The following is a 19,018-nucleotide window of genomic DNA, read 5'->3' as shown; positions in this document are numbered from 1 at the left end:
GAAAAAAGGGGAGTGAGCATGATGGATATCAAACTTCAGCAAACACAAATGTTAAAGCCTCAATTAACGCAAGAGCTTAAACAGGCTATCACATTACTCGGATACAATTCCGCGGAACTGGCCGGATATATTGATGAGCTCTCACTGGAAAACCCTCTGATTGAACGAAAGGAAACAGACACGCCGCCACTATCTTACCATAAAACAAATAAAAACAGGATGAAAGAACGGGACGGAAGCCAGCAGATCAGACTTACCCGCAAAACGCTTCAGGATTCGCTCAAACAGCAAGCCTTAGACATGAAGCTGTCCGATGATGAGAAAAAAATTTTCAATTATCTGATACATTCATTGGATTCAAACGGATATTTAAAAGAGGATATACCAGCCGCCGCCGACCATGTATCCGCTTCACAAGAGGAGACGGAAGCGGTTCTGAAAAAGCTTCAATCCCTTGAGCCCGCGGGAATCGGTGCCCGGTCTTTGCAGGAATGCATCCTTCTTCAGCTCCGCCGTTTGCCCGAGCGGAACGAACAGGCGGAATGGATTGCCGAAGCCTATTTTGAGCTATTTGCAAGAAAGAACTGGAAAGCGCTTACACTAAAAACGGGCATTCCGCTTAAAGACATTCAGGACATCGCTGACATGATCAGCGCGCTTGATCCGAGGCCGGGGCTCTGTTATGCGCATGAGGAGCCGGGTTTTTACGTGGAACCGGATATTTTCATCACAGTGAAAAACGGCATCATTCAAGCGCGGCTCAACAGCCGTTCGTTTCCTGACATCCAGCTTCATACCCATTATCAGCCGCTGCTGTCAGCTGCCGGGTGCCGTGACACAAAAAATTATCTGTCGGCAAAATATCAGGAATGGCGCTGGCTGAACCGAGCTTTGTCGCAAAGAAAACAAACGATCACGAGAATTATCGGCGTCCTGACTGAACGGCAGGAATCCTTTTTTCTCACAGGAAAAAGCGGAATGCAGCCGCTGACCTTAAGAGAGGTGGCGGAAACGCTGGAGCTCCACGAATCAACGATCAGCCGGGCAATCAAAGGGAAGTACGTTCAGACGCCGTACGGACTGTATGAAATGAAAACATTTTTCTCGGCGAAAGCTGAATCGTCGGGGGACGGCGGCGCCTCCAATTATGCCGTGAAAGCACATCTGGAGGCATTGGTCGGTAAAGAAGATAAAAAGAAACCTTTTTCAGACCAAAAGCTTGCCGATCTGCTGTATGAACAATATGACATCCGGATCTCAAGGCGCACCGTCGCCAAATACCGTGACCAATTAAATATTCCGCCGTCATCGGCGAGAAAACGGTACAGCTGAAACCTCCCCGAGCCAAACCCCGGGGAGGTTCTCCGTGTTACGGGATCATCCATGAAAACAGATGATGCTGTAAAAATGTAATGAGACAGACGAGCAGAAGCAAAAACAGACTGTGCTTAATCGTAAAGCGGAAAAGGTCGGCTTCCTTGCCCGCCAGACCGACAGCGGCACAGGCAACCGCAATGGATTGCGGAGAAATCATTTTTCCGGTGACACCGCCCGATGAATTGGCGGCAACGGAGAGAACCGGGTCCATCCCGACAGAGAGCGCCGTCACCTTTTGCAATCCGCCGAACAATAGGTTGGCCGACGTATCAGAGCCGGTAATAAATACGCCGAGCCAGCCGAGCACCGGCGAAAAAAAGGTAAACATCGCGCCCGTCATGGCAAGCGCAAGACCGAGTGTCGTGCTCATGCCGGAAGCATTCGTCACATAAGCAAAGCCGACAACAGAAACAATGGTCACGACCGGAAGCGTTAATTCTTTCACCGTTTCTATAAACGCTTCGCCCCAAGTCTTCCACGACATGCCGAGGGCGAACTTGGAGATGACGGCGGCAATCAGAATCGCCGTCCCCGCTGAACCGAAAAGCTCAAGTTTGTACACGGCTTCAATAGGCGTGCCGTCCGCCTGAAGAATCTGCTGATTTACAAATGGGACGGGAGGCGTGAAGGTCAATGCACGCCCGGCTGCATTCAGCCAGGAAAGCCACATTGACGTTCCTTCGTAATGACCGGTTAATGCAGCCTTCACGCCCGGAATCCCCCAGACGGATATCATGGCCGTCAGAAGAAGGAAAGGAGACCACGCTTTAAACACCGCGGCGCCCCCGTACTTGATCGGCGCCCGGTCAGCGGCCGCTGCTGATTCCCGTTCTGCCGCGAAACGAAAGGCCTTTTTCGGTTTCCAAAATTTCAAAAACACAGCGAGCGCGGCCATGGAAACTAGCGCCGACAGCACATCCGGAAGCTCAGGCCCTAAAAAATTCGAGCTTGCGTACTGCACGGCCGCAAAGGAGACGCCGGAAACAAGAATGGCCGGCCATATCTCAAAAGCCTTTTTAAACCCGCTCATCAAAATGATTAAGTACAGCGGAATAAAAACGGATAAAAACGGAAGCTGCCGGCCGACCATTTGAGAAATTTCCATTGCCGGTATCCCGGTCGGACCTTCGACAGCGGTAATCGGAATGCCGATCGCGCCGAAGGCAACGGGCGCCGTATTGGCAATCAGGCAAATTCCCGCCGCATACAGCGGCTGAAAACCAAGTCCGACGAGCAAAGCGGCCGAGATCGCGACGGGAGCACCGAAACCGGCGGCGCCTTCTAAAAACGCCCCGAATGAAAAGGCGATGAGCAGCGCCTGCAAACGCCGGTCATCTGTAATTGAGAGCACCGAACTCCGGATAATCTCAAACTGTCCCGTTTTCACGGTGATTTTATACAGAAAGACCGATGTGACGATAATCCAGCCGATCGGAAGCAGCCCGTACACCGCTCCCTGAGAAGCGGACATCACCGCTTTTTCCGCCGGCATACCGTAAACAAATACAGCGATTAAAAGTGAAACGGCTAACGTTAAAAGCCCCGCGATGTACCCCTTCATCCGTTTCACCGCAAGCGCCCAAAAAAAGAAGATAATCGGCACGAGCGCGCAAGCTGCCGATAAAAGCAAATTTCCCCCTAAAGGAGCGTACTCCTGTGTCCATTGCATCCCTAAAAAACCCCTCCTTATGTCATGTAAGCGATTACTTTTTATGATAAGGTCATCTGATGACCGGGTTAATTAGCATTATATTTTGAAAGTTTTGAAAGTACAATACTTTTCTTGAACAAATTGTCTGAACCTGTCGGCAACACAAAAAAAGAAGTATAATAGACGATAAACATCAAGATTCACAAGTGACGGGGTGATCGCGTTGAAATATAAACAAATTAAAACGAAAAAAATCTACGAGGAAGTCGCTGACGCATTGCTGGAGAAGATAAAAGCGGGCGAGCTTAAGCCGGGTGAAAAGCTTGATTCCGTTCAGGCGCTTTCTGAGAGTTTTCAGGTCAGCCGCTCGGCGGTCAGAGAAGCGCTGTCGGCTTTGAAAGCGATGGGGCTCGTCGACATGAAGCAGGGTGAAGGCACATACATAAGAGAATTTGAGCCGTCTCATGTTTCCCAGCCGCTTTCTTCCGCCCTCTTGATGAAAAAAGAGGATGTCAAACAGCTGCTCGAAGTCAGAAAGCTGCTTGAACTCGGCGTCGCCGCCATGGCCGCTGAAAAACGCACCGAAGACGATTTACAAAAAATCCGCCAAGCTCTCATGGAGATGAAAGACATTGACGGAGACGAAGAATTGGGCGAAAAAGCGGATTTCTCCTTTCACATGGCGCTGGCGGAAGCATCACAAAACGGGCTGCTCAAGCATCTCATGAATCATGTCTCCGCGCTTCTTTTGGAAACGATGAGAGAAACGAGAAAAATTTGGCTGTTTTCTAAACGAACGAGCGTGCAGCGATTGTATGAAGAGCATGAACGCATTTACAGCGCCGTCGCCGCCGGAGACGCGGATGAAGCGGAAGCCGCGATGACCGCGCACCTGACGAATGTGGAAGAAGTGCTGGGGGCTTATTTTGAAGAAAATGTATAGAAGCTGACTTGTGAAAGGGGATAACATCACATGCAGGCCGAATCTTTTTTTTCTGACCATGTAAAGAAAGCTCTGACAAACGATCCTCCCGGGGAATGGATGCCGGCAGTTCCGAAAGCGTGCATCCCCCTGCATTCCGGCTATCCCGATCCCGCACTCGTTCCTGATAAGGAGCTGAAAGAAGCCGCCTCCCGCCTTCTGGATGAGGAGCGCGATCTGCCGCTGCATTATATGGGAAGCCCGAGGACGGCCGTTTTAAAAAAACAGATTCAAGAACGGGCAGCCATCCGCGGCATTCACTGCCGGGATAATGAGCTGATCGTGACGTCAGGCGCCTGTCAGGCGATAGATCTGGCTGCGCGGGTTTTCCTCGATGAACAAACGGCCGCTGCCGTTGAAGCGCCGGTCTACATGGAAGCGCTCGAGATTTTTAAAAATTACACACCGCATATCATGAGCATTCCGACAGATCAAGAGGGCCTGCAAACAGAAACATTAGCGTTCATGCTTGAGGAAAGAAAACGAAAAGGGCTTCTGCTTCCCCGTCTTCTCTACACGATACCCGCTTTTCAGAATCCTGCGGGAACCGTAATGTCAGCGAAGCGGAGAACCCGCCTGCTTCAGCTTGCCGAAGCGTATGATTTTCTCATCTTGGAGGATGATGCATACGGCGAGCTCGGATTCACCGATATTCCGCCGCCCTTGAAAGCCATGGATCAAAACGGCCGGGTGCTGTACGCCGGTTCATTATCAAAAGTCATCGCCCCGGGTATGAGGATCGGCTGGATTGCAGGGGACGCCGCATTCATCACGGCATTGTCATGGTTAAAAAAAGACTTAGGCCACCCGTTTTCCCAAGCGGTGACCGCCGTCTATCTGGAACAAACGAATGTGGAAAAACGGCTCGCCGCCTTGCGGGAAGCATATCGAAGCAAACGTGACGTTTTGCTCGCCGCATTAGCGCGATATCTTCCGGAATCCGCATCCTGGCACGTGCCTGAAGGCGGTTACTTTGTATGGGTGAAAGCGACGGGAGCGGATACATCCGCAATGCTGGCGAGGGCTCTTTCTCACGGCGTTTCCTATGTACCCGGTAAATATTTTTTTCTGCATCATGAAGACGGTGCCGAATATCTCCGCCTGTCGTTCAGTTATGCCGGTAAAGCCGCGATAAAAGAGGGTGTGCAAAAACTGGGACGCCTGCTGGAAAACGGGATGTAGAGCAGCTTGAGGAGCTTTCGGGCTTCTCTTTTTTTGTCCCCTTCAGCGCATCGGACGAAAGGATTTTTCAGAAAAACCTTCCAATCCATATTCAGAATAGTGTAGGATATTCATAGAGCTTTTCCTAAAAACAGGTCATCAGATGACCGGATCACATATTGAGGATGAAAGAGGGGTTCATCATGAAAGTCTCATTATTTGTCACGTGCCTTGTGGATATGTTCCAGACCAATGTCGGAAAGGCGACGGTTGAGGTGCTGGAACGGCTCGGGTGTGAGGTGGATTTTCCCGAGGGGCAGATCTGCTGCGGGCAGCCCGCATACAACAGCGGGTATGTGACGGATGCGAAAAAAGCGATGAAGCGGATGATTGCCGCGTTTGAAGAAGCGGAGTACGTCGTCAGTCCGTCAGGTTCCTGTACGACGATGTTCCGTGAATATCCGCATCTGTTTCAGGACGATCCGAAGTGGGCGGCAAAAGCGCAGCAGCTTGCGGACAAAACATATGAGTTAACAGATTTTATCGTCAACGTTCTCGGGGTGGAGGATGTCGGGGCGGTGCTGCAAAAAAAAGCGACAGTCCATACATCGTGCCACATGACGAGGCTGCTCGGCGTGTCGGAGGAGCCGATGAAGCTTTTGCGCCATGTCAAGGGGCTCGAGCTGACCACGCTTCCCGGAAAGCACCAATGCTGCGGATTCGGAGGAACGTTTTCTGTGAAAATGGCGCAAATCTCTGAACAAATGGTGGATGAGAAGGTCGCCTGCGTGGAAGACACGGAGGCCGAGGTGCTGATCGGGGCGGATTGCGGATGTCTGATGAATATCGGAGGGCGTCTTGACCGTAAGGATAAAAACGTCAGAGTCATGCACATCGCCGAAGTGCTGAACAGCAGATAAGACGAGAAACAACAAGGGGGGAAAATCATGGCGATGAAAATCGGTACCGCCGCTTTTAAAGAGCGGGTATCAGAAGGAATAGATAATGAGTTTATGAGAGGAGCTGTCTCCGGAGCGCAGGAACGGCTCAGGACAAGAAGGCTTCAGGCGGCCGAAGAATTGGGAAACTGGGAGGATTGGCGTTCCCATGCGGAAGAAATCAGACAGCATGTGCTGGACAATCTTGATTTCTATTTGGAACAGCTCGCCGAAAACGTCGCCAACAGAGGCGGACATGTCTTTTTCGCCGAAACGGCGGAAGAAGCGTCCTCCTATATCCGCGATGTCATCCGGCAGAAAAACGCCAAAAAAATCGTAAAATCCAAATCCATGGTGACAGAAGAAATCAATATGAACGAAGTGCTTGAGGAAGAGGGCTGTGAAGTCACAGAAACGGATCTCGGCGAATACATTCTCCAGATTGACGACCACGATCCGCCGTCACATATCGTTGCTCCCGCTCTTCACAAAAACAAAGAGCAGATCCGTGACGTGTTTAAAGAGAGACTCGAATATAAACAGACGGAAAAACCGGAAGAGCTCGTTATGCACGCGCGCAGCGTTCTCCGGAAAAAATTTCTCGAAGCGGATGTCGGCATTACAGGCTGCAACTTTGCAATCGCGGATACCGGATCGGTCAGTCTCGTGACGAACGAAGGAAACGGCCGCCTTGTGTCCGCGCTGCCGAAGACGCAGATCACCGTGATGGGAATGGAGCGGATCGTTCCGTCATTTTCTGAGTTTGAAGTGCTTGTCAGCATGCTGACGAGAAGCGCCGTCGGCCAGCGGCTTACAAGTTACATTACGGCGCTGACGGGACCTCGTCAGCAAGGAGAAGCTGACGGGCCTGAGGAATTCCACCTCGTGGTTGTGGACAACGGGCGTTCCCGCATACTCGGCACGGAATTTCAATCGGTGCTGCAATGTATCCGCTGCGCCGCCTGCATCAACGTCTGTCCCGTGTACCGGCATGTCGGCGGACACTCGTACGGGTCCATCTATTCGGGTCCGATCGGCGCCGTCTTATCGCCTCTTCTCGGCGGATATGACGAATACAAGGAGCTCCCGTACGCATCTTCCTTATGCGCGGCCTGTACGGAAGCGTGCCCCGTTAAAATTCCGCTGCACGAGCTGCTGCTCAAGCATCGGCAGAACATCGTGGAAAAAGAGGGCAAAGCGCCGATCAGCGAAAAACTGGCGATGAAAGCCTTCGGGCTCGGCTCGTCATCCCCGTCCCTTTATAAAATGGGATCGAAATGGGCGCCTGCCGCCATGACGCCGTTTACGGAAGATGACAAAATATCAAAAGGGCCGGGGCCGTTAAAAGAATGGACGGCAATACGGGACTTTCCGGCGCCGCATAAATCGAGATTCAGAGATTGGTTTAAAGACCGGGAAAAACAAAAGGGGGAAGAATGATGATGAAAGGGACGGTTACACATCAGGAATCCTTTTTAAACCGGATCGCCGAAAGTCTGGGCAGAGAGCGCAGGAAATCAGGCGTGTCCCTGCCTGAATGGAAGTATCAGCCACAATATCAAACGCATGCGGACTGTACGGAAGACGATCTTGTCACGATGCTGAAAGACCACTGCGTCAACATTCATACCGAACTGATCGAAACGGATGCAGCCGGGCTTTACGACGCTTTGCGCACGCAGGTGAACCGCTTTGAAGGAGGGCCTGTCATCATTCCGAAGGACAGCCGGTTTGAAACGTACGGCTTGCAGACCCTTATGACAGAAGAGTGGCCGGACGAAGGGATTCCCGTTTGGGAATGGGACGCGGAACAAGGAGCAAAAAATATTGAAAAAGCGGAACAAGCGAATGTGGGCATCACATTCAGCGAGATCACGCTTGCGGAATCAGCCACCGTCGTTTTGTATGCGTCAGAGCATGCCGGCCGTTCTGTCAGCCTGCTTCCGACCACCTATATCGCAATCATCCCGAAATCTTCCATTGTGCCGAGAATGACACAGGCCAGCGATATACTGAAACAGCAGATCAGAGACGGCGTCACCGTTCCTTCCTGCATCAACTATATTACTGGACCGAGCAACTCGGCCGATATCGAAATGGATTTGGTTGTCGGCGTCCACGGACCCGTTAAAGCCGCTTATATCCTTGTGAATGACCGATAAAAAAACAAACCCCGGTTTGCGGCCGGGGTTTGTTTTTATATAAACGCGTTAATGATCATGATAAAACAGATCGCACTGACAGAAATAATCGTTTCCATCGCCGTCCATGTCAGGAATGTTTCTTTTACCGTCATTCCGAAATACTCTTTAATGAGCCAGAAACCGGAGTCATTGACATGTGACAGAATCAAAGAGCCCGCTCCCGTTGCCAAAACGAGAAGCTCGCTGCTGACGCCCGGCATGACAGATGCAATCGGTGCAACAATGCCGGCCGCCGTCATCATGGCGACAGTCGCTGAACCTGTGGCGACACGGATGACCGCCGCGATCGTCCAGCTTAAAAGAACGGGAGAGAAGCTTGAGTGTTTCGCCATGTCAGCGATATACGTGCCGACGCCTGAATCAATCAGGACGTTGTTAAAAGCGCCGCCGGCTCCGATCACAAGCAGAATGGAAGCAATCGGTCCCAGACAGTCATTGCTGAATTTTAAAATGCTTTCTCTGTCAAAGCCCTGATAAAAACCAAGGCTGAAAAAGGAGTAAACCGTGGCGATCAAAAGCGCCGTGACAGGGTCGCCGATAAATTTAAAAGTTTCATAGAGCGTGCTTTTTTCCGGAAGCGCAATTTCGGCAAGCGTTGCCATAAGCATCAGGATCACCGGTACCAATATCGTAAACAATGTATTTGCGAATCCCGGAAGCTTGCGTTTTTCATTCCGTTCAATAAATTGTTTTTTCAACAGTTCGGGAACGGGTTTATGAATGCGCTTACCAATCCATTTTCCGTAAAGCGGCCCTGCGATGATAGCAGTCGGAATGCCGACGATTAAAGAAAACAAAATCGTTTTTCCGACATTGGCGTGATAAATGCCGACAGCCGCCATCGCCGCCGGGTGGGGCGGAACCAATCCGTGCACGACGGAAAGTCCCGCAAGGAGCGGAATCCCGATCGTCACTAATGAAACCCCGGTTTCAATTGCAATCGTAAACAAAAGCGGCACGAGCAGGACGAAGCCGACCTGGAAAAAGACCGGGATGCCGACGATAAAAGCGACGGCCATCATCGCCCAATGCACTTTCTTTTTGCCGAAGCGGCCGATCAGGGTGTGGGCGATCCGCTCCGCACCGCCTGATTCAGCCATCATTTTTCCGAGCATCGTACCGAGGGCCAGCACGATCGCAAGCAGCGACAGCGTATTGCCGAGCCCGGTTTTCATCGAAGCGATAATGTCCGGCAGATTCATGCCCGTTGCGAAACCGACAAGGATGGATGTAATCAGCAGACTGATAAACGGATTTAATTTAGCGACCGTAATCAATAAGAGTAAAACGATAATAGCGGCAATGACAATAAACAGTAACATGACCTTTTCACCCTTTCAAAGAAGAATTAACGGCTTTGTTTGAGCTGAAATTCACTGATGACGTCAAATTCATCTTTGAGCTTGTCATACAGCCGCTCGTATAAGTAAAACAGCTCAATATATGTTTCGCTGTTTTTGACGTTCGGTTCATGGCGGTGAGAAATTCTGATCCAGTCCTGAACATCCTCGATTCGTTCCATTTCGCCAAGGCTGTGCAAAGCGAGAACGGCCGCTCCGAGCGCCGAGGCTTCGTAACTTTCCGGAACGAGGACTTCCCGTCCCATCGTATCGGACAAAATCTGCCTCCAAAGCGGTGATCTCGCAAATCCTCCCGAAGCCCGCACGTCTTTTGCAGGGCCCGCCAAATCTCTCAGTGCAACACCGATTGAAAAGACGCTCATGATGACGCCTTCCAGCACCGCTCTGATAAAATGCTCCCGTTTATGGCGGAGGCTGATGCCGAAAAACGTTCCGCGGGCATTCGGATTCCAAAACGGCGCGCGCTCCCCTGATAAAAACGGCAGAAACAGCAATCCCTCAGAGCCTGCGGGCACTTTATCAGCGATATCAATCATTAAATCGTACGGATCAATGCCGAGCCGCTTCGCCGTTTCGACTTCCGGAGAAGCGAATTCGTCTCGAAGCCAGCGCAGCATAATGCCTCCGTTATTCGTCGGGCCTCCGATGACCCAATGCTTGTCAGTCAGCGCGTAACAGAATGTCCGCGCTTTTTCATCCGTAATCGGCGTATCCGTCACCGAACGCACGGCTCCGCTTGTTCCGATCGTAACGGCCACTTCGCCTTTGCCGATCGCGCCGACTCCAAGGTTGGCGAGCACGCCGTCATTTGCGCCGATAATAAATGGTGTATCCGCATGAATGCCCATCCGTGCAGCGATTTCCGGCGCAAGGCCGCGCAGCTGATGAGTGGTCGGCACGATGTCCGACAGCTGATCTTCCCGGATTCCGGCAATCCGGAGCGCTTCTTCATCCCAGGAAAGCGTATCTAAACGGAACAGCCCCGTTGCCGAAGCGATCGAATAATCGACGACATAAGTTCCGAAAAACTCGTGCAGAATATATTCTTTAATACTGATGAATTTGGCGGTTTTCGCGAATGTCTCCTTGTCCTGTTCTTTCATCCACACAATTTTGGAAAGCGGAGACATCGGGTGAATCGGCGTACCCGTTCTTTTATAAATATCAAAACCGTTCATCTCTTTTAAAATCCGTTTTGATTGCTCGGCGCTGCGGTTGTCCGCCCAAATGATGCTTTTGGTCAGCAGGCCGCCGTTTTGATCGACAGCTATCAATGAGTGCATGGCGGTGCTGATGCCGATTGCAAGCAGATTGTCAGGGCTCAGTCCGGCCTTTGTGACGGCGCCCCTGATGCTTCCGATAACCGCTTCCAAAATGTGCTCAGGATCCTGCTCGGCCCATGCCGGCTTTGGCTGTATTAAATCATAGTGAACCGAATGCTTGGCTAACACTTTGCCTCTTGGTCCGAACAGAACGGCTTTCGTACTGGTCGTGCCGATATCCAGACCGATAACAGCTTGGGTTTCCTTCATAATATATCCCGCCTAATCTGATTGAATAATAAGATAGATTGATAATGTATGCCCTTACAAAGTCAATTATAGGAATAATTTTTTTATAAATCAACGATGAAGAAGAAAAATTTTTTCATAAAATTGCCTCAATTCCCGCTGTATCGGCATTTTCTCTTTTGAAAAATAAATATTACAAACGTTTGTGCGCGATCATTTTTCTGATTTGCTGCAAGTTGGCGAGCGTTTTCTCCTGCCGCAGCCGGGCCGTGGCGAAATACAGTGTATCAATGACCGACAGCTGGGCAAGCCTTGCGGACATTGCTTCCGTTCTGAAAGCCGTCTCCCTTGTTGACGTATACAGCACCACGTCGGAAATCTGGGTGAGCGGCGACTTTTGGTAGCTTGTAATGCCGATCGTGCCGGCGCCGAGCGATTTGGCCGTTTTCACCGCGTCGAGCACGTCCTTGTTGCTTCCCGAATGAGAAATGCCGATGACTGCGCTTTCGGGACCGAGAAGACCCGCTGACATCGCCTGAAAGTGAGAATCCGTGTGCGCGATGCAATTTATACCCGTACGCATAAATTTATGATACGCGTCTGTGGCGATCAGCCCGGAACCGCCGTTTCCGTAAAATTCGATTCTGTCTGCGCGGTGGATCATTTCTACCGCTTTTTCAACGTCGGCCGGATCTAATAAATGAAAGGTATCGGTCAGCCCGGAAATGTTTGTGCGGAAAACTTTCTGGATGATGACTTCGATATCGTCGTCGGGGCTCATTTCTTCATGAATGTGCTGCACCGGCTCCTGAACGATCTCCTGAGCAAGCGCGATTTTTAAATCCTGATAGCCGGAAAAACCGAGCCGTTTGCACAGCCTGAAAATCGTCGCTTCAGAGCTTTTTGTTTTTTCCGCCAGCTGAATGATGGAAAGGTGAATCACGTCTTTCGGTTCCTTCACGATATGGTCTGCAATCGCTCTCAATTTTGGCGACAAACCTTTGCTGGCCGCCTGAATCTTCCCGATGCTGCTTGAATTCACAGGGGTCATGCTATAACCTCCCTACTCGAATGTAAACGCATACTTTTATGATAAAGCAAGTTCTGTCATAAGGGAATCAGGTTTTGTTTTCTTTACCGCAAATGAAAGAAAAGAGAAAAGTATATCGGGGACATCGCCTCAATGACACTTCATACATCCGGTTTTTACAAAAAGTGATCGTTCTCTGAAAAGTGCCGGTGCCCAAGTCGCCGGCCATAAGTCAAACTCATGATGGTAAGCTGTCCTGCTACAGTTCAGTTTCTAGTGAGTTGCCAGTGCTTGAAGTTCCAGATGAGTTTCTTCAAATTAGTGTTCCGCCATTAGCAGTCAGTTCTTTATTAACTGGATTGATCAAAAGAGAAGGATCGTTAAGCAGGAGAACACTTGAGAAGCACAGGTCTAATCAGCTTCTGGAGAAAAACTTCAAATTAATATAATAATCTAATTGCTCTGAAACGCGTACCATACATTATACTTTCAATGATTTTTAAACTCTGAGGAGGAAATTCACATGAAAGTAATTGCAATTGACTTAGATGGCACGCTGTTATCAGAGAACTTAACTATCCAAGAACAAGATGTAAGAGCTTTAAAGCTTGGACAAAAACAAGGTCATCTTGTAACCATCGCTACAGGGAGAGCTTTATTTGATGCAAAACACATTATCAATAAGTATGATTTGGATTTTCCGATTATTGCTTCAAACGGCGCTCAAATTGATGTGGGAAATCAGGTAATATTCGAACATTTTATGAATTCAGATGTAATCCAACCTATCATCACATGGTTAAATAAAGAAGAAATCTATTACCAGCTCTATTTATCTGACAAAATTGCCGTATCAAATCAAGGAATTCAGCAGCTTGAAAAAGAACTTTACAATACAGTAATGGAAGAACCTCATTTTAATCAAGAAGTATTTTGGAATTCTATTAAAGCTCAAATCCATCAATACGGGTTAGAGGAAATACCGGGTATAATTGACCCTATCGATTATCGGTATGTCATAAAATGTATGATCGTTTCGCCAAACCAAAGAAAATTAAAAAAAGCTAAAGAATATTTTGGACAACTGAAGGAATGTGCCGTAACGAGTTCAGGAGCATTCAATCTTGAAATCACAAGTGCAGGAGTAGATAAAGGAGCGTCATTAAATAAACTTTGTGAACATTATGGAACGGATGCGCGGAATGCAATCGCAATAGGTGATAATTTAAATGATCTGCCTATGTTTCAGGCAGCAGGAATAGGGATAGCCATGGGGAATGCAGATAAGAAGCTTATTCAATTGGCTGCTTTTAAAACGTTATCGAATGATGAGTGTGGTGTATCTTATGCTTTTGATCATTACATTCTGACGAAAGAAGAAGACCCTAAACCGCGGAGTATACAGCCATGAGCCATTTTGTGAAAAGATGTTTAATCTATATTGCCGGATTGTTTATTTTATCCGTAGGGGTTGTATGTATGATTAAATCTAATACTGGGATTGCCCCCTGGGATGCTCTAAACGTGGCTTTATCAGAAATCATTGGCCTTACAATCGGGTCATGGGTTTTCATTGTCGGAGGAATCCTTATCTTTATAAACAGCCTCATAAAAATGCGGTTTCCTAATCTAGCCGGTTTTATTCCGATTTTTATTATTGGAAGTTTTGTTGACCTTTTAAACTTAAAGGTTCTTTCGTTCTTAAAAACAGATTCTGTAATTCTTCAATGGAGTTTATTTTTGATAGGGTTGTGTATATTGGCTATGGGAATCGCTATTTATTTAAGAGCATCTTTTCCTTCGATACCGAATGATGAATTAATGTTGGCTATTACTGAACGTACAGGTTGGGGTATTAATATTACAAAGACGATAGGGGAAGCTTTAGCTTTTGTGCTTGCAATCATTCTTCAGGGGCCGATTGGGATAGGAACTATCATTGTGCTGCTATGTCTGGGGATATTAGTAGGTTTATTTGACAAACTATTACACAAGATGGGGAAGCCCCGTTCTATCTATAGTGTGGGACAGGAAGGCGCACATATTCATGCAGGCCATGATAAAACTATTAATTAAATGCTTTTTTCCCCTTGTGTTATTCAGTGTGAAATCCTGATAACGCTGTCTAAGAAGGAGTAACAGTAATGACAAACATTACAGAGATAGCAAAGAAAGCGAACGTTTCCCGGACAACAGTTTCTAGAGTTCTCAATAATCATCCTTATGTAAAACCTGAGAAGCGGGACGCTGTGTTAAAAGCTATGAAGGAATTAAATTATGTACCAAATTTCAACGCGATTAACCTATCCAGGGGGAAGACAAATGTATTCGGAGTCATTGTTCCTAAAATCAACCATCCGTTTTTCAGTAAACTGATTGCGGGAATAGGCGAAGAGTGTAATAAACATAATTACAGTTTGCTTGTGCACCAATCAAATAACGATCCTGAACAAGAAATGGAGTTTTTTAACAGACTGAAATACAAACTTATTGACGGTCTTATTTTGGGATCCTGTGTAAGCCCCCATCACGTACTCGACGAGATATCTGGGTTTGGCAATATTGTTTCCTGTGAAGCTTCTGCAAGCAAACAGGTTGCACATATATTTATTAATCATGAGTCAGGAATCAAAATGGCAATTGATCATCTGCGAAATCAAGGACATCAATCCATTGGTCTATGTATAGGAAATCCTAAGAGCGGTGTTGGCATAAGCAGAAAAAAATCATTTTTTCACTTTCAAAATGAATACGGATTGAAATGGAGTGATAATTGGTACTTTGAGGAACAGTACACTATTGAGAATGGTATAGAAATAGCAAAATTATTACTAAATAAGTCACCTCGTCCTGAGGCAATGGTTGTAGGAAGTGATTATGTTGCGGCAGGGATCATTTATGAAGCGAGAAGACAGGGAATACGAATACCTGAAGAACTGGCGGTTATAGGATTTGATAATCAGCCGATATCTAAGGTAATAGAACTTTCAACGATACATCAACCGATTAAAGAGTTGGGACAAACAGCAGCAAATTTATTATATAACTTAATGAATAACAAAGATGTCCCCAATATAAATAAGTTGAACCTAAAACTTATTAAAAGAAAGTCAACTTAAAAAGACCACTTTATGGTGGTCTTTTTTGCTTAGCGCAGAATCAGCTCTGGGGCAGGCGCTTTGAAATGAGCTCTTTTTTTCGTTTCATCTATAAAACTGAAGGGCTTCATGGAAAGGTTTTCAAGTTCATTTAGGAAGTGACAAGCTTTTAATGGTACAAATGATGTCATATTCCATACAACTTTCTCATTAAAACCTATAGCACGAATATTATGCATAAGCCGATCAATTGTGTAAGACCCTGCTGCTACATACCCTTTTCCTTGATACCACAGATTATTCCCTTCAATTTTCTCCAGTGATTGGCCGCACATGGAATCTGTGTCAATGCGATCTGTCATTGCTATAATACCCTTAGAGCCAACAAGTTCTACAACCCGCCGTGCAACTTCTAAGTCTACATGTTCACTATCAAAATTCATACAAATGGTTAATAAACCTTCTTTCGCGGCTCTCATCAAAGTACCGGGAACTTCTCCGACAAGTGTGTTTATATTATCTATGTTCCATTTATCTAACCGAGCATCTTTTAACCCCTCTAATCTATGTACTCTTTCTTGGGGTGTTCTCCAGGTGTGTTTAAAATTGTTCGGCATATCATTAAACAAATGATCTGTTAAAACGGCATCTGATCCAGTGTAATTGCTGCGTTTTTGCGCTGTATCTATAACTTTCATTATAAGTTCAGAGGTTTCCTCCGGGTATGCTTTTTGGAAGTGACCCAGCGCCGGTTTTACTCCAGCCTCCACAAGTGTATCCACAATCCATTCTAAACTCGGATGTTCTTCGGTGATATATTTCTTTAGATAGGAGTTTTCAGTCATAGCATCTGGGGACAGTACAGTATAAATAAGACCGTATTCTCCGCAAGAAGCGATCTTTTCCCATTCTTCTTTTAAGGGTGCCCAATTCCCTTTTTCCGGTGTGCCTGCAAAGCTGGCCAATAATGGTCCTTCTAGTGAAATACCTAAAATATTACGGTAACGTCCCTTTCTCTTTTGTGTATGGAACTCTTTCATAAAGGCTGCAAATTGATCTAATTGATTATGAGGAAGAAAAATAGAGGGTACACAGAAAATCCCTTCTATTTCAGCTAGTGTATTGATCTTTTCAATATCTAATTGATCTAAATTGCTAAAATCATAGTGACCGATTCCATGACAATGAAATTCTACTGGAAGAGATGGAACTAAATAAGAACCTGATTTCTTAAAAATTCCTTCTCCTCCAATGTCGAAGTTCAGCCATTCGTTATTACTATAGGTTATATCAGCGATTTTCATTACTCCATTTGTTTCAAGGTAAGCTGGGCTGTTAAATGATGTGCTAGACTGCATAGGAAACTCCTCCTGGAAATGTTTATTTAGTATTCAGTGAAGACACATCATCATCTTAAAGTATGAAACCCGTACCATATCAACCCTTTATTATCATTTTTTGTAAAAAAATAGGTGTCTTATTCATCTTTCTACACCTGATTTTCTCGTTATTGTTATTTGTATCCTGAAAATCTCCTTTAAAAACTCAAAAACACTAGCTGTAACGCCACTAATGCTTCTATACAGTTTCGTGTTACGCCAACTAGTGTTCTCCACGAGTTTAATTTGTGGAATTGGTTTCATGTCAACAGCTTTAATAAATGGAATATGACTTCCGGGTATAGAACCTTGTGGAGTCATTGGAATTGAACTATTAGAAATGAAATGTGTACAGCTACTAAGCTGGGATACCAGCATAGGAGTAAAACCTTTCATATTTCTGCTAACTTTTTGCCGCTCAGTCCATATATCGTAGAAAACCTTTCGTCGGAATTTCTGTTTGAACAATATATATAAAGTGCTGATTACGCCATATTAGGGGCCGGCTCACCCCGCATATGAATATAAACATGTTCAGTCAAAATGTCTTATATAGGTGATAAGAAAACCAGCTGCAAAAATTAGTATTGACTTTGAAAATAGAAGACTGTATATTATGTTACTATATTCAGAAAATAAAAACTCAAGAGATTCATTTAACATAAAACACTGTGAACGGGAGCAGTAAAAGAATCCAGTCAGAAAAAGAGAGCCGCGGGTTGGTGCAACGCGGACTGATTGTTCTTTGAACTCGCCCGGAAGTGGCAGGGCGGAACGGAATTGTCGGAATATTCCCTATGTCCTAACGGCTGACCTTCGTTAAAAGGTTTTTAAGCTGGATTCCGGATATTCGGGATCAACAAGAGTGGTACCGCGGCTGCCTGAGGCACGCCGTCTCTTTTCCCAAAGAGGCGGCGTGCTTTTTTATGTGATGAACACTTTTTGCGAGAGGGCGTGTGATAGATGGAAAAGGACAAGCAAACGTTAAAACGGACGATGTCGTCCAGACACATTATGATGATGGCGCTTGGAGGCGCAATCGGGGCCGGGCTCTTTAAAGGCAGCAGCACGGCGATTGATGAAGCGGGGCCATCCGTGTTATTGGCCTACCTCCTCGGCGGAATCATTCTGCTGTTTATTATGCAGGGGCTGGCCGAAATGGCAGTCAGAAACAAACATGCAAGGACGTTCCGTGATTTGGTTCAGCAGTCTCTCGGGTCCTACGCTGCATACTTTTTAGACTGGATCTATTGGAAAATGTGGGTGCTCAATATTGCCGCTGAGGCGGTCGTAGCCGCCATTTTCATTCAATATTGGCTGCCGGAATGTCCGATATGGATATTGGCTTTGATCATTTCCATTGTGGTGACGGTCGTAAACATGCTTTCTGTGAAACTGTTTGCCGAGACGGAGTACTGGCTCGCGCTCATTAAAATTACAGTGATTGTCATCTTTATTTTATGCGGGATTCTGCTATTATTTTTCTCATTCGGCAATCATACGGCGCCGGGGCTGTCTCATTTAACGGATCACGGAGGTTTTTTCCCGCATGGAGCGGGGGGCGTCATTACGGCGATGCTCGTCGTGATCTACTCATACGGCGGAACGGAAATCATCGGCGTCACGCTGGCGGAGACAAAAAATCCCGAAAAGGTGATCCCGAAAGCTGTCCGAAGCACGTTAACGCGGATTGTCGCTTTTTACTTGCTGCCGTTTTTCATCATCGTCAGCCTGATTCCTTGGAATCAAGTCAACAGCGTTCCGGAAAGCCCGTTTGTCATAGTATTTAAGATGATCGGGATTCCGGGTGCCGATCATATTATGAATGCCGTCATTCTTCTTGCGATTATCTCGTCTATGAACTCGGGACTGTACGGATCATCCCGCGTCTTGTTTACGCAGGCTTCTGACGGCCGGGTGCCGAAAATCTTTTCAAAACTATCGAAGAAAAAGGTTCCCGTTTATGCGATTCTGACTTGTACGTCATTTTTATATGTAGGCGTTCTGATTTCATTATTCGCAGGAAGCCAGACGTTTAATTATTTGATGGGTTCCCTCGGCTATACCGTGCTGTTCATCTGGCTGATTATCGGATTCGCCCATTTGAAATCAAGAAAACATTCAACAGAACAGCCGGCTTATTACGTCAAATGGTTCCCGTACACGACATGGTTCGCAGTGCTTGCGCTTTTGGCCATCTTGGTCGGCGTGATTGCGACGACATCCATCGTCATTACATGCATCACTGCGGCCATCTATCTCCTCATTACGGCTGCGTATCTCGTGAAAGGGAGACGTCAATAAATAAAAAAACTCTTGCCCCGCG

The 19,018-nt window shown here is 47.0% G+C and carries 15 protein-coding genes and 1 other annotated feature; of the genes, 10 read left to right on the top strand and 5 right to left on the bottom strand.

Going from position 1 to position 19,018, the window contains the following annotated elements; genetic code table 11:
* The first annotated feature begins 21 nt into the window (after positions 1–21).
* Positions 22–1,332 carry an RNA polymerase factor sigma-54 gene (gene rpoN / locus BXO87_RS07520; RefSeq protein WP_038460896.1) on the top strand — a complete coding sequence of 437 codons (1,311 nt, stop codon included), beginning with the start codon at positions 22–24 and terminating at the stop codon, positions 1,330–1,332.
* A gap of 37 nt (positions 1,333–1,369) precedes the next feature.
* Here rpoN and lutP read toward each other — a convergent pair whose 3' ends face one another.
* Positions 1,370–3,046, bottom strand: coding sequence for an L-lactate permease LutP (gene lutP, locus BXO87_RS07515; RefSeq protein WP_038459929.1), 1,677 nt, complete (start codon positions 3,044–3,046; stop codon positions 1,370–1,372).
* A 205-nt stretch (positions 3,047–3,251) separates the two neighbouring features.
* On the opposite strand from lutP, the gene lutR reads away from it, so the two are divergent.
* From lutR to BXO87_RS07490, 5 genes are all read left to right on the top strand, one after another.
* Positions 3,252–3,971: an L-lactate utilization/bacilysin biosynthesis transcriptional regulator LutR gene (lutR, locus tag BXO87_RS07510; RefSeq protein WP_024085825.1), complete on the top strand. Its 720-nt coding sequence runs from the start codon at positions 3,252–3,254 to the stop codon at positions 3,969–3,971.
* A gap of 30 nt (positions 3,972–4,001) precedes the next feature.
* Complete coding sequence (locus BXO87_RS07505; protein ID WP_038459927.1) at positions 4,002–5,192, top strand: aminotransferase-like domain-containing protein; 1,191 nt, start codon at positions 4,002–4,004, stop codon at positions 5,190–5,192.
* A gap of 182 nt (positions 5,193–5,374) precedes the next feature.
* On the top strand, positions 5,375–6,091 hold the full coding sequence (locus BXO87_RS07500) for a (Fe-S)-binding protein (RefSeq protein WP_038459925.1): 717 nt from the start codon (positions 5,375–5,377) through the stop codon (positions 6,089–6,091).
* 27 nt (positions 6,092–6,118) lie between these two features.
* Entirely contained in the window at positions 6,119–7,549 is a 1,431-nt protein-coding gene (locus tag BXO87_RS07495) for a LutB/LldF family L-lactate oxidation iron-sulfur protein (protein ID WP_007407375.1), read from the top strand.
* Complete coding sequence (locus tag BXO87_RS07490) at positions 7,549–8,271, top strand: LutC/YkgG family protein (RefSeq protein ID WP_025649302.1); 723 nt, start codon at positions 7,549–7,551, stop codon at positions 8,269–8,271. Before BXO87_RS07495 ends, BXO87_RS07490 begins: the two co-directional genes overlap by 1 nt.
* Positions 8,272–8,306: 35 nt before the next feature.
* Here BXO87_RS07490 and BXO87_RS07485 read toward each other — a convergent pair whose 3' ends face one another.
* The 3 genes from BXO87_RS07485 to BXO87_RS07475 form a co-directional block, all read right to left on the bottom strand.
* The gene (locus BXO87_RS07485; RefSeq protein WP_007407373.1) at positions 8,307–9,635 is read right to left on the bottom strand and encodes a GntP family permease; all 1,329 of its coding nucleotides are present in this window, start codon (positions 9,633–9,635) and stop codon (positions 8,307–8,309) included.
* 26 nt (positions 9,636–9,661) lie between these two features.
* Complete coding sequence (gene gntK, locus BXO87_RS07480) at positions 9,662–11,206, bottom strand: gluconokinase (protein WP_038459922.1); 1,545 nt, start codon at positions 11,204–11,206, stop codon at positions 9,662–9,664.
* Positions 11,207–11,378: 172 nt separating this feature from the next.
* Positions 11,379–12,236 (bottom strand): MurR/RpiR family transcriptional regulator, encoded by an 858-nt coding sequence (locus BXO87_RS07475; RefSeq protein ID WP_038459920.1) that lies wholly within the window; start codon positions 12,234–12,236, stop codon positions 11,379–11,381.
* Between the two features lie 502 nt (positions 12,237–12,738).
* Here BXO87_RS07475 and BXO87_RS07470 point away from each other — a divergent pair.
* The 3 genes from BXO87_RS07470 (at position 12,739) to BXO87_RS07460 (ending at position 15,334) form a co-directional block, all read left to right on the top strand.
* A complete protein-coding gene (locus BXO87_RS07470) occupies positions 12,739–13,626 on the top strand; it encodes a Cof-type HAD-IIB family hydrolase (protein ID WP_038459918.1) in 888 nt (295 codons plus the stop codon).
* Complete coding sequence (locus tag BXO87_RS07465) at positions 13,623–14,291, top strand: YczE/YyaS/YitT family protein (protein ID WP_038459915.1); 669 nt, start codon at positions 13,623–13,625, stop codon at positions 14,289–14,291. Before BXO87_RS07470 ends, BXO87_RS07465 begins: the two co-directional genes overlap by 4 nt.
* A 68-nt stretch (positions 14,292–14,359) precedes the next feature.
* Positions 14,360–15,334, top strand: coding sequence for a LacI family DNA-binding transcriptional regulator (locus tag BXO87_RS07460; RefSeq protein WP_038459913.1), 975 nt, complete (start codon positions 14,360–14,362; stop codon positions 15,332–15,334).
* A 29-nt stretch (positions 15,335–15,363) separates the two neighbouring features.
* Here BXO87_RS07460 and BXO87_RS07455 read toward each other — a convergent pair whose 3' ends face one another.
* On the bottom strand, positions 15,364–16,671 hold the full coding sequence (locus BXO87_RS07455) for an amidohydrolase family protein (RefSeq protein WP_038459911.1): 1,308 nt from the start codon (positions 16,669–16,671) through the stop codon (positions 15,364–15,366).
* Between the two features lie 683 nt (positions 16,672–17,354).
* Positions 17,355–17,594: a binding site (T-box leader), on the top strand.
* A gap of 61 nt (positions 17,595–17,655) precedes the next feature.
* Between BXO87_RS07455 and BXO87_RS07450 the strand changes: the two genes are divergently transcribed.
* Positions 17,656–18,996 (top strand): amino acid permease, encoded by a 1,341-nt coding sequence (locus BXO87_RS07450; protein ID WP_007613881.1) that lies wholly within the window; start codon positions 17,656–17,658, stop codon positions 18,994–18,996.
* Positions 18,997–19,018: the final 22 nt, after the last annotated feature.

Origin of the sequence: Bacillus sp. GZB, from assembly GCF_001975995.1 — a bacterium.
GTDB lineage: Bacteria > Bacillota > Bacilli > Bacillales > Bacillaceae > Bacillus > Bacillus velezensis.
This window is presented reverse-complemented; position numbering and strand designations above follow the sequence as displayed.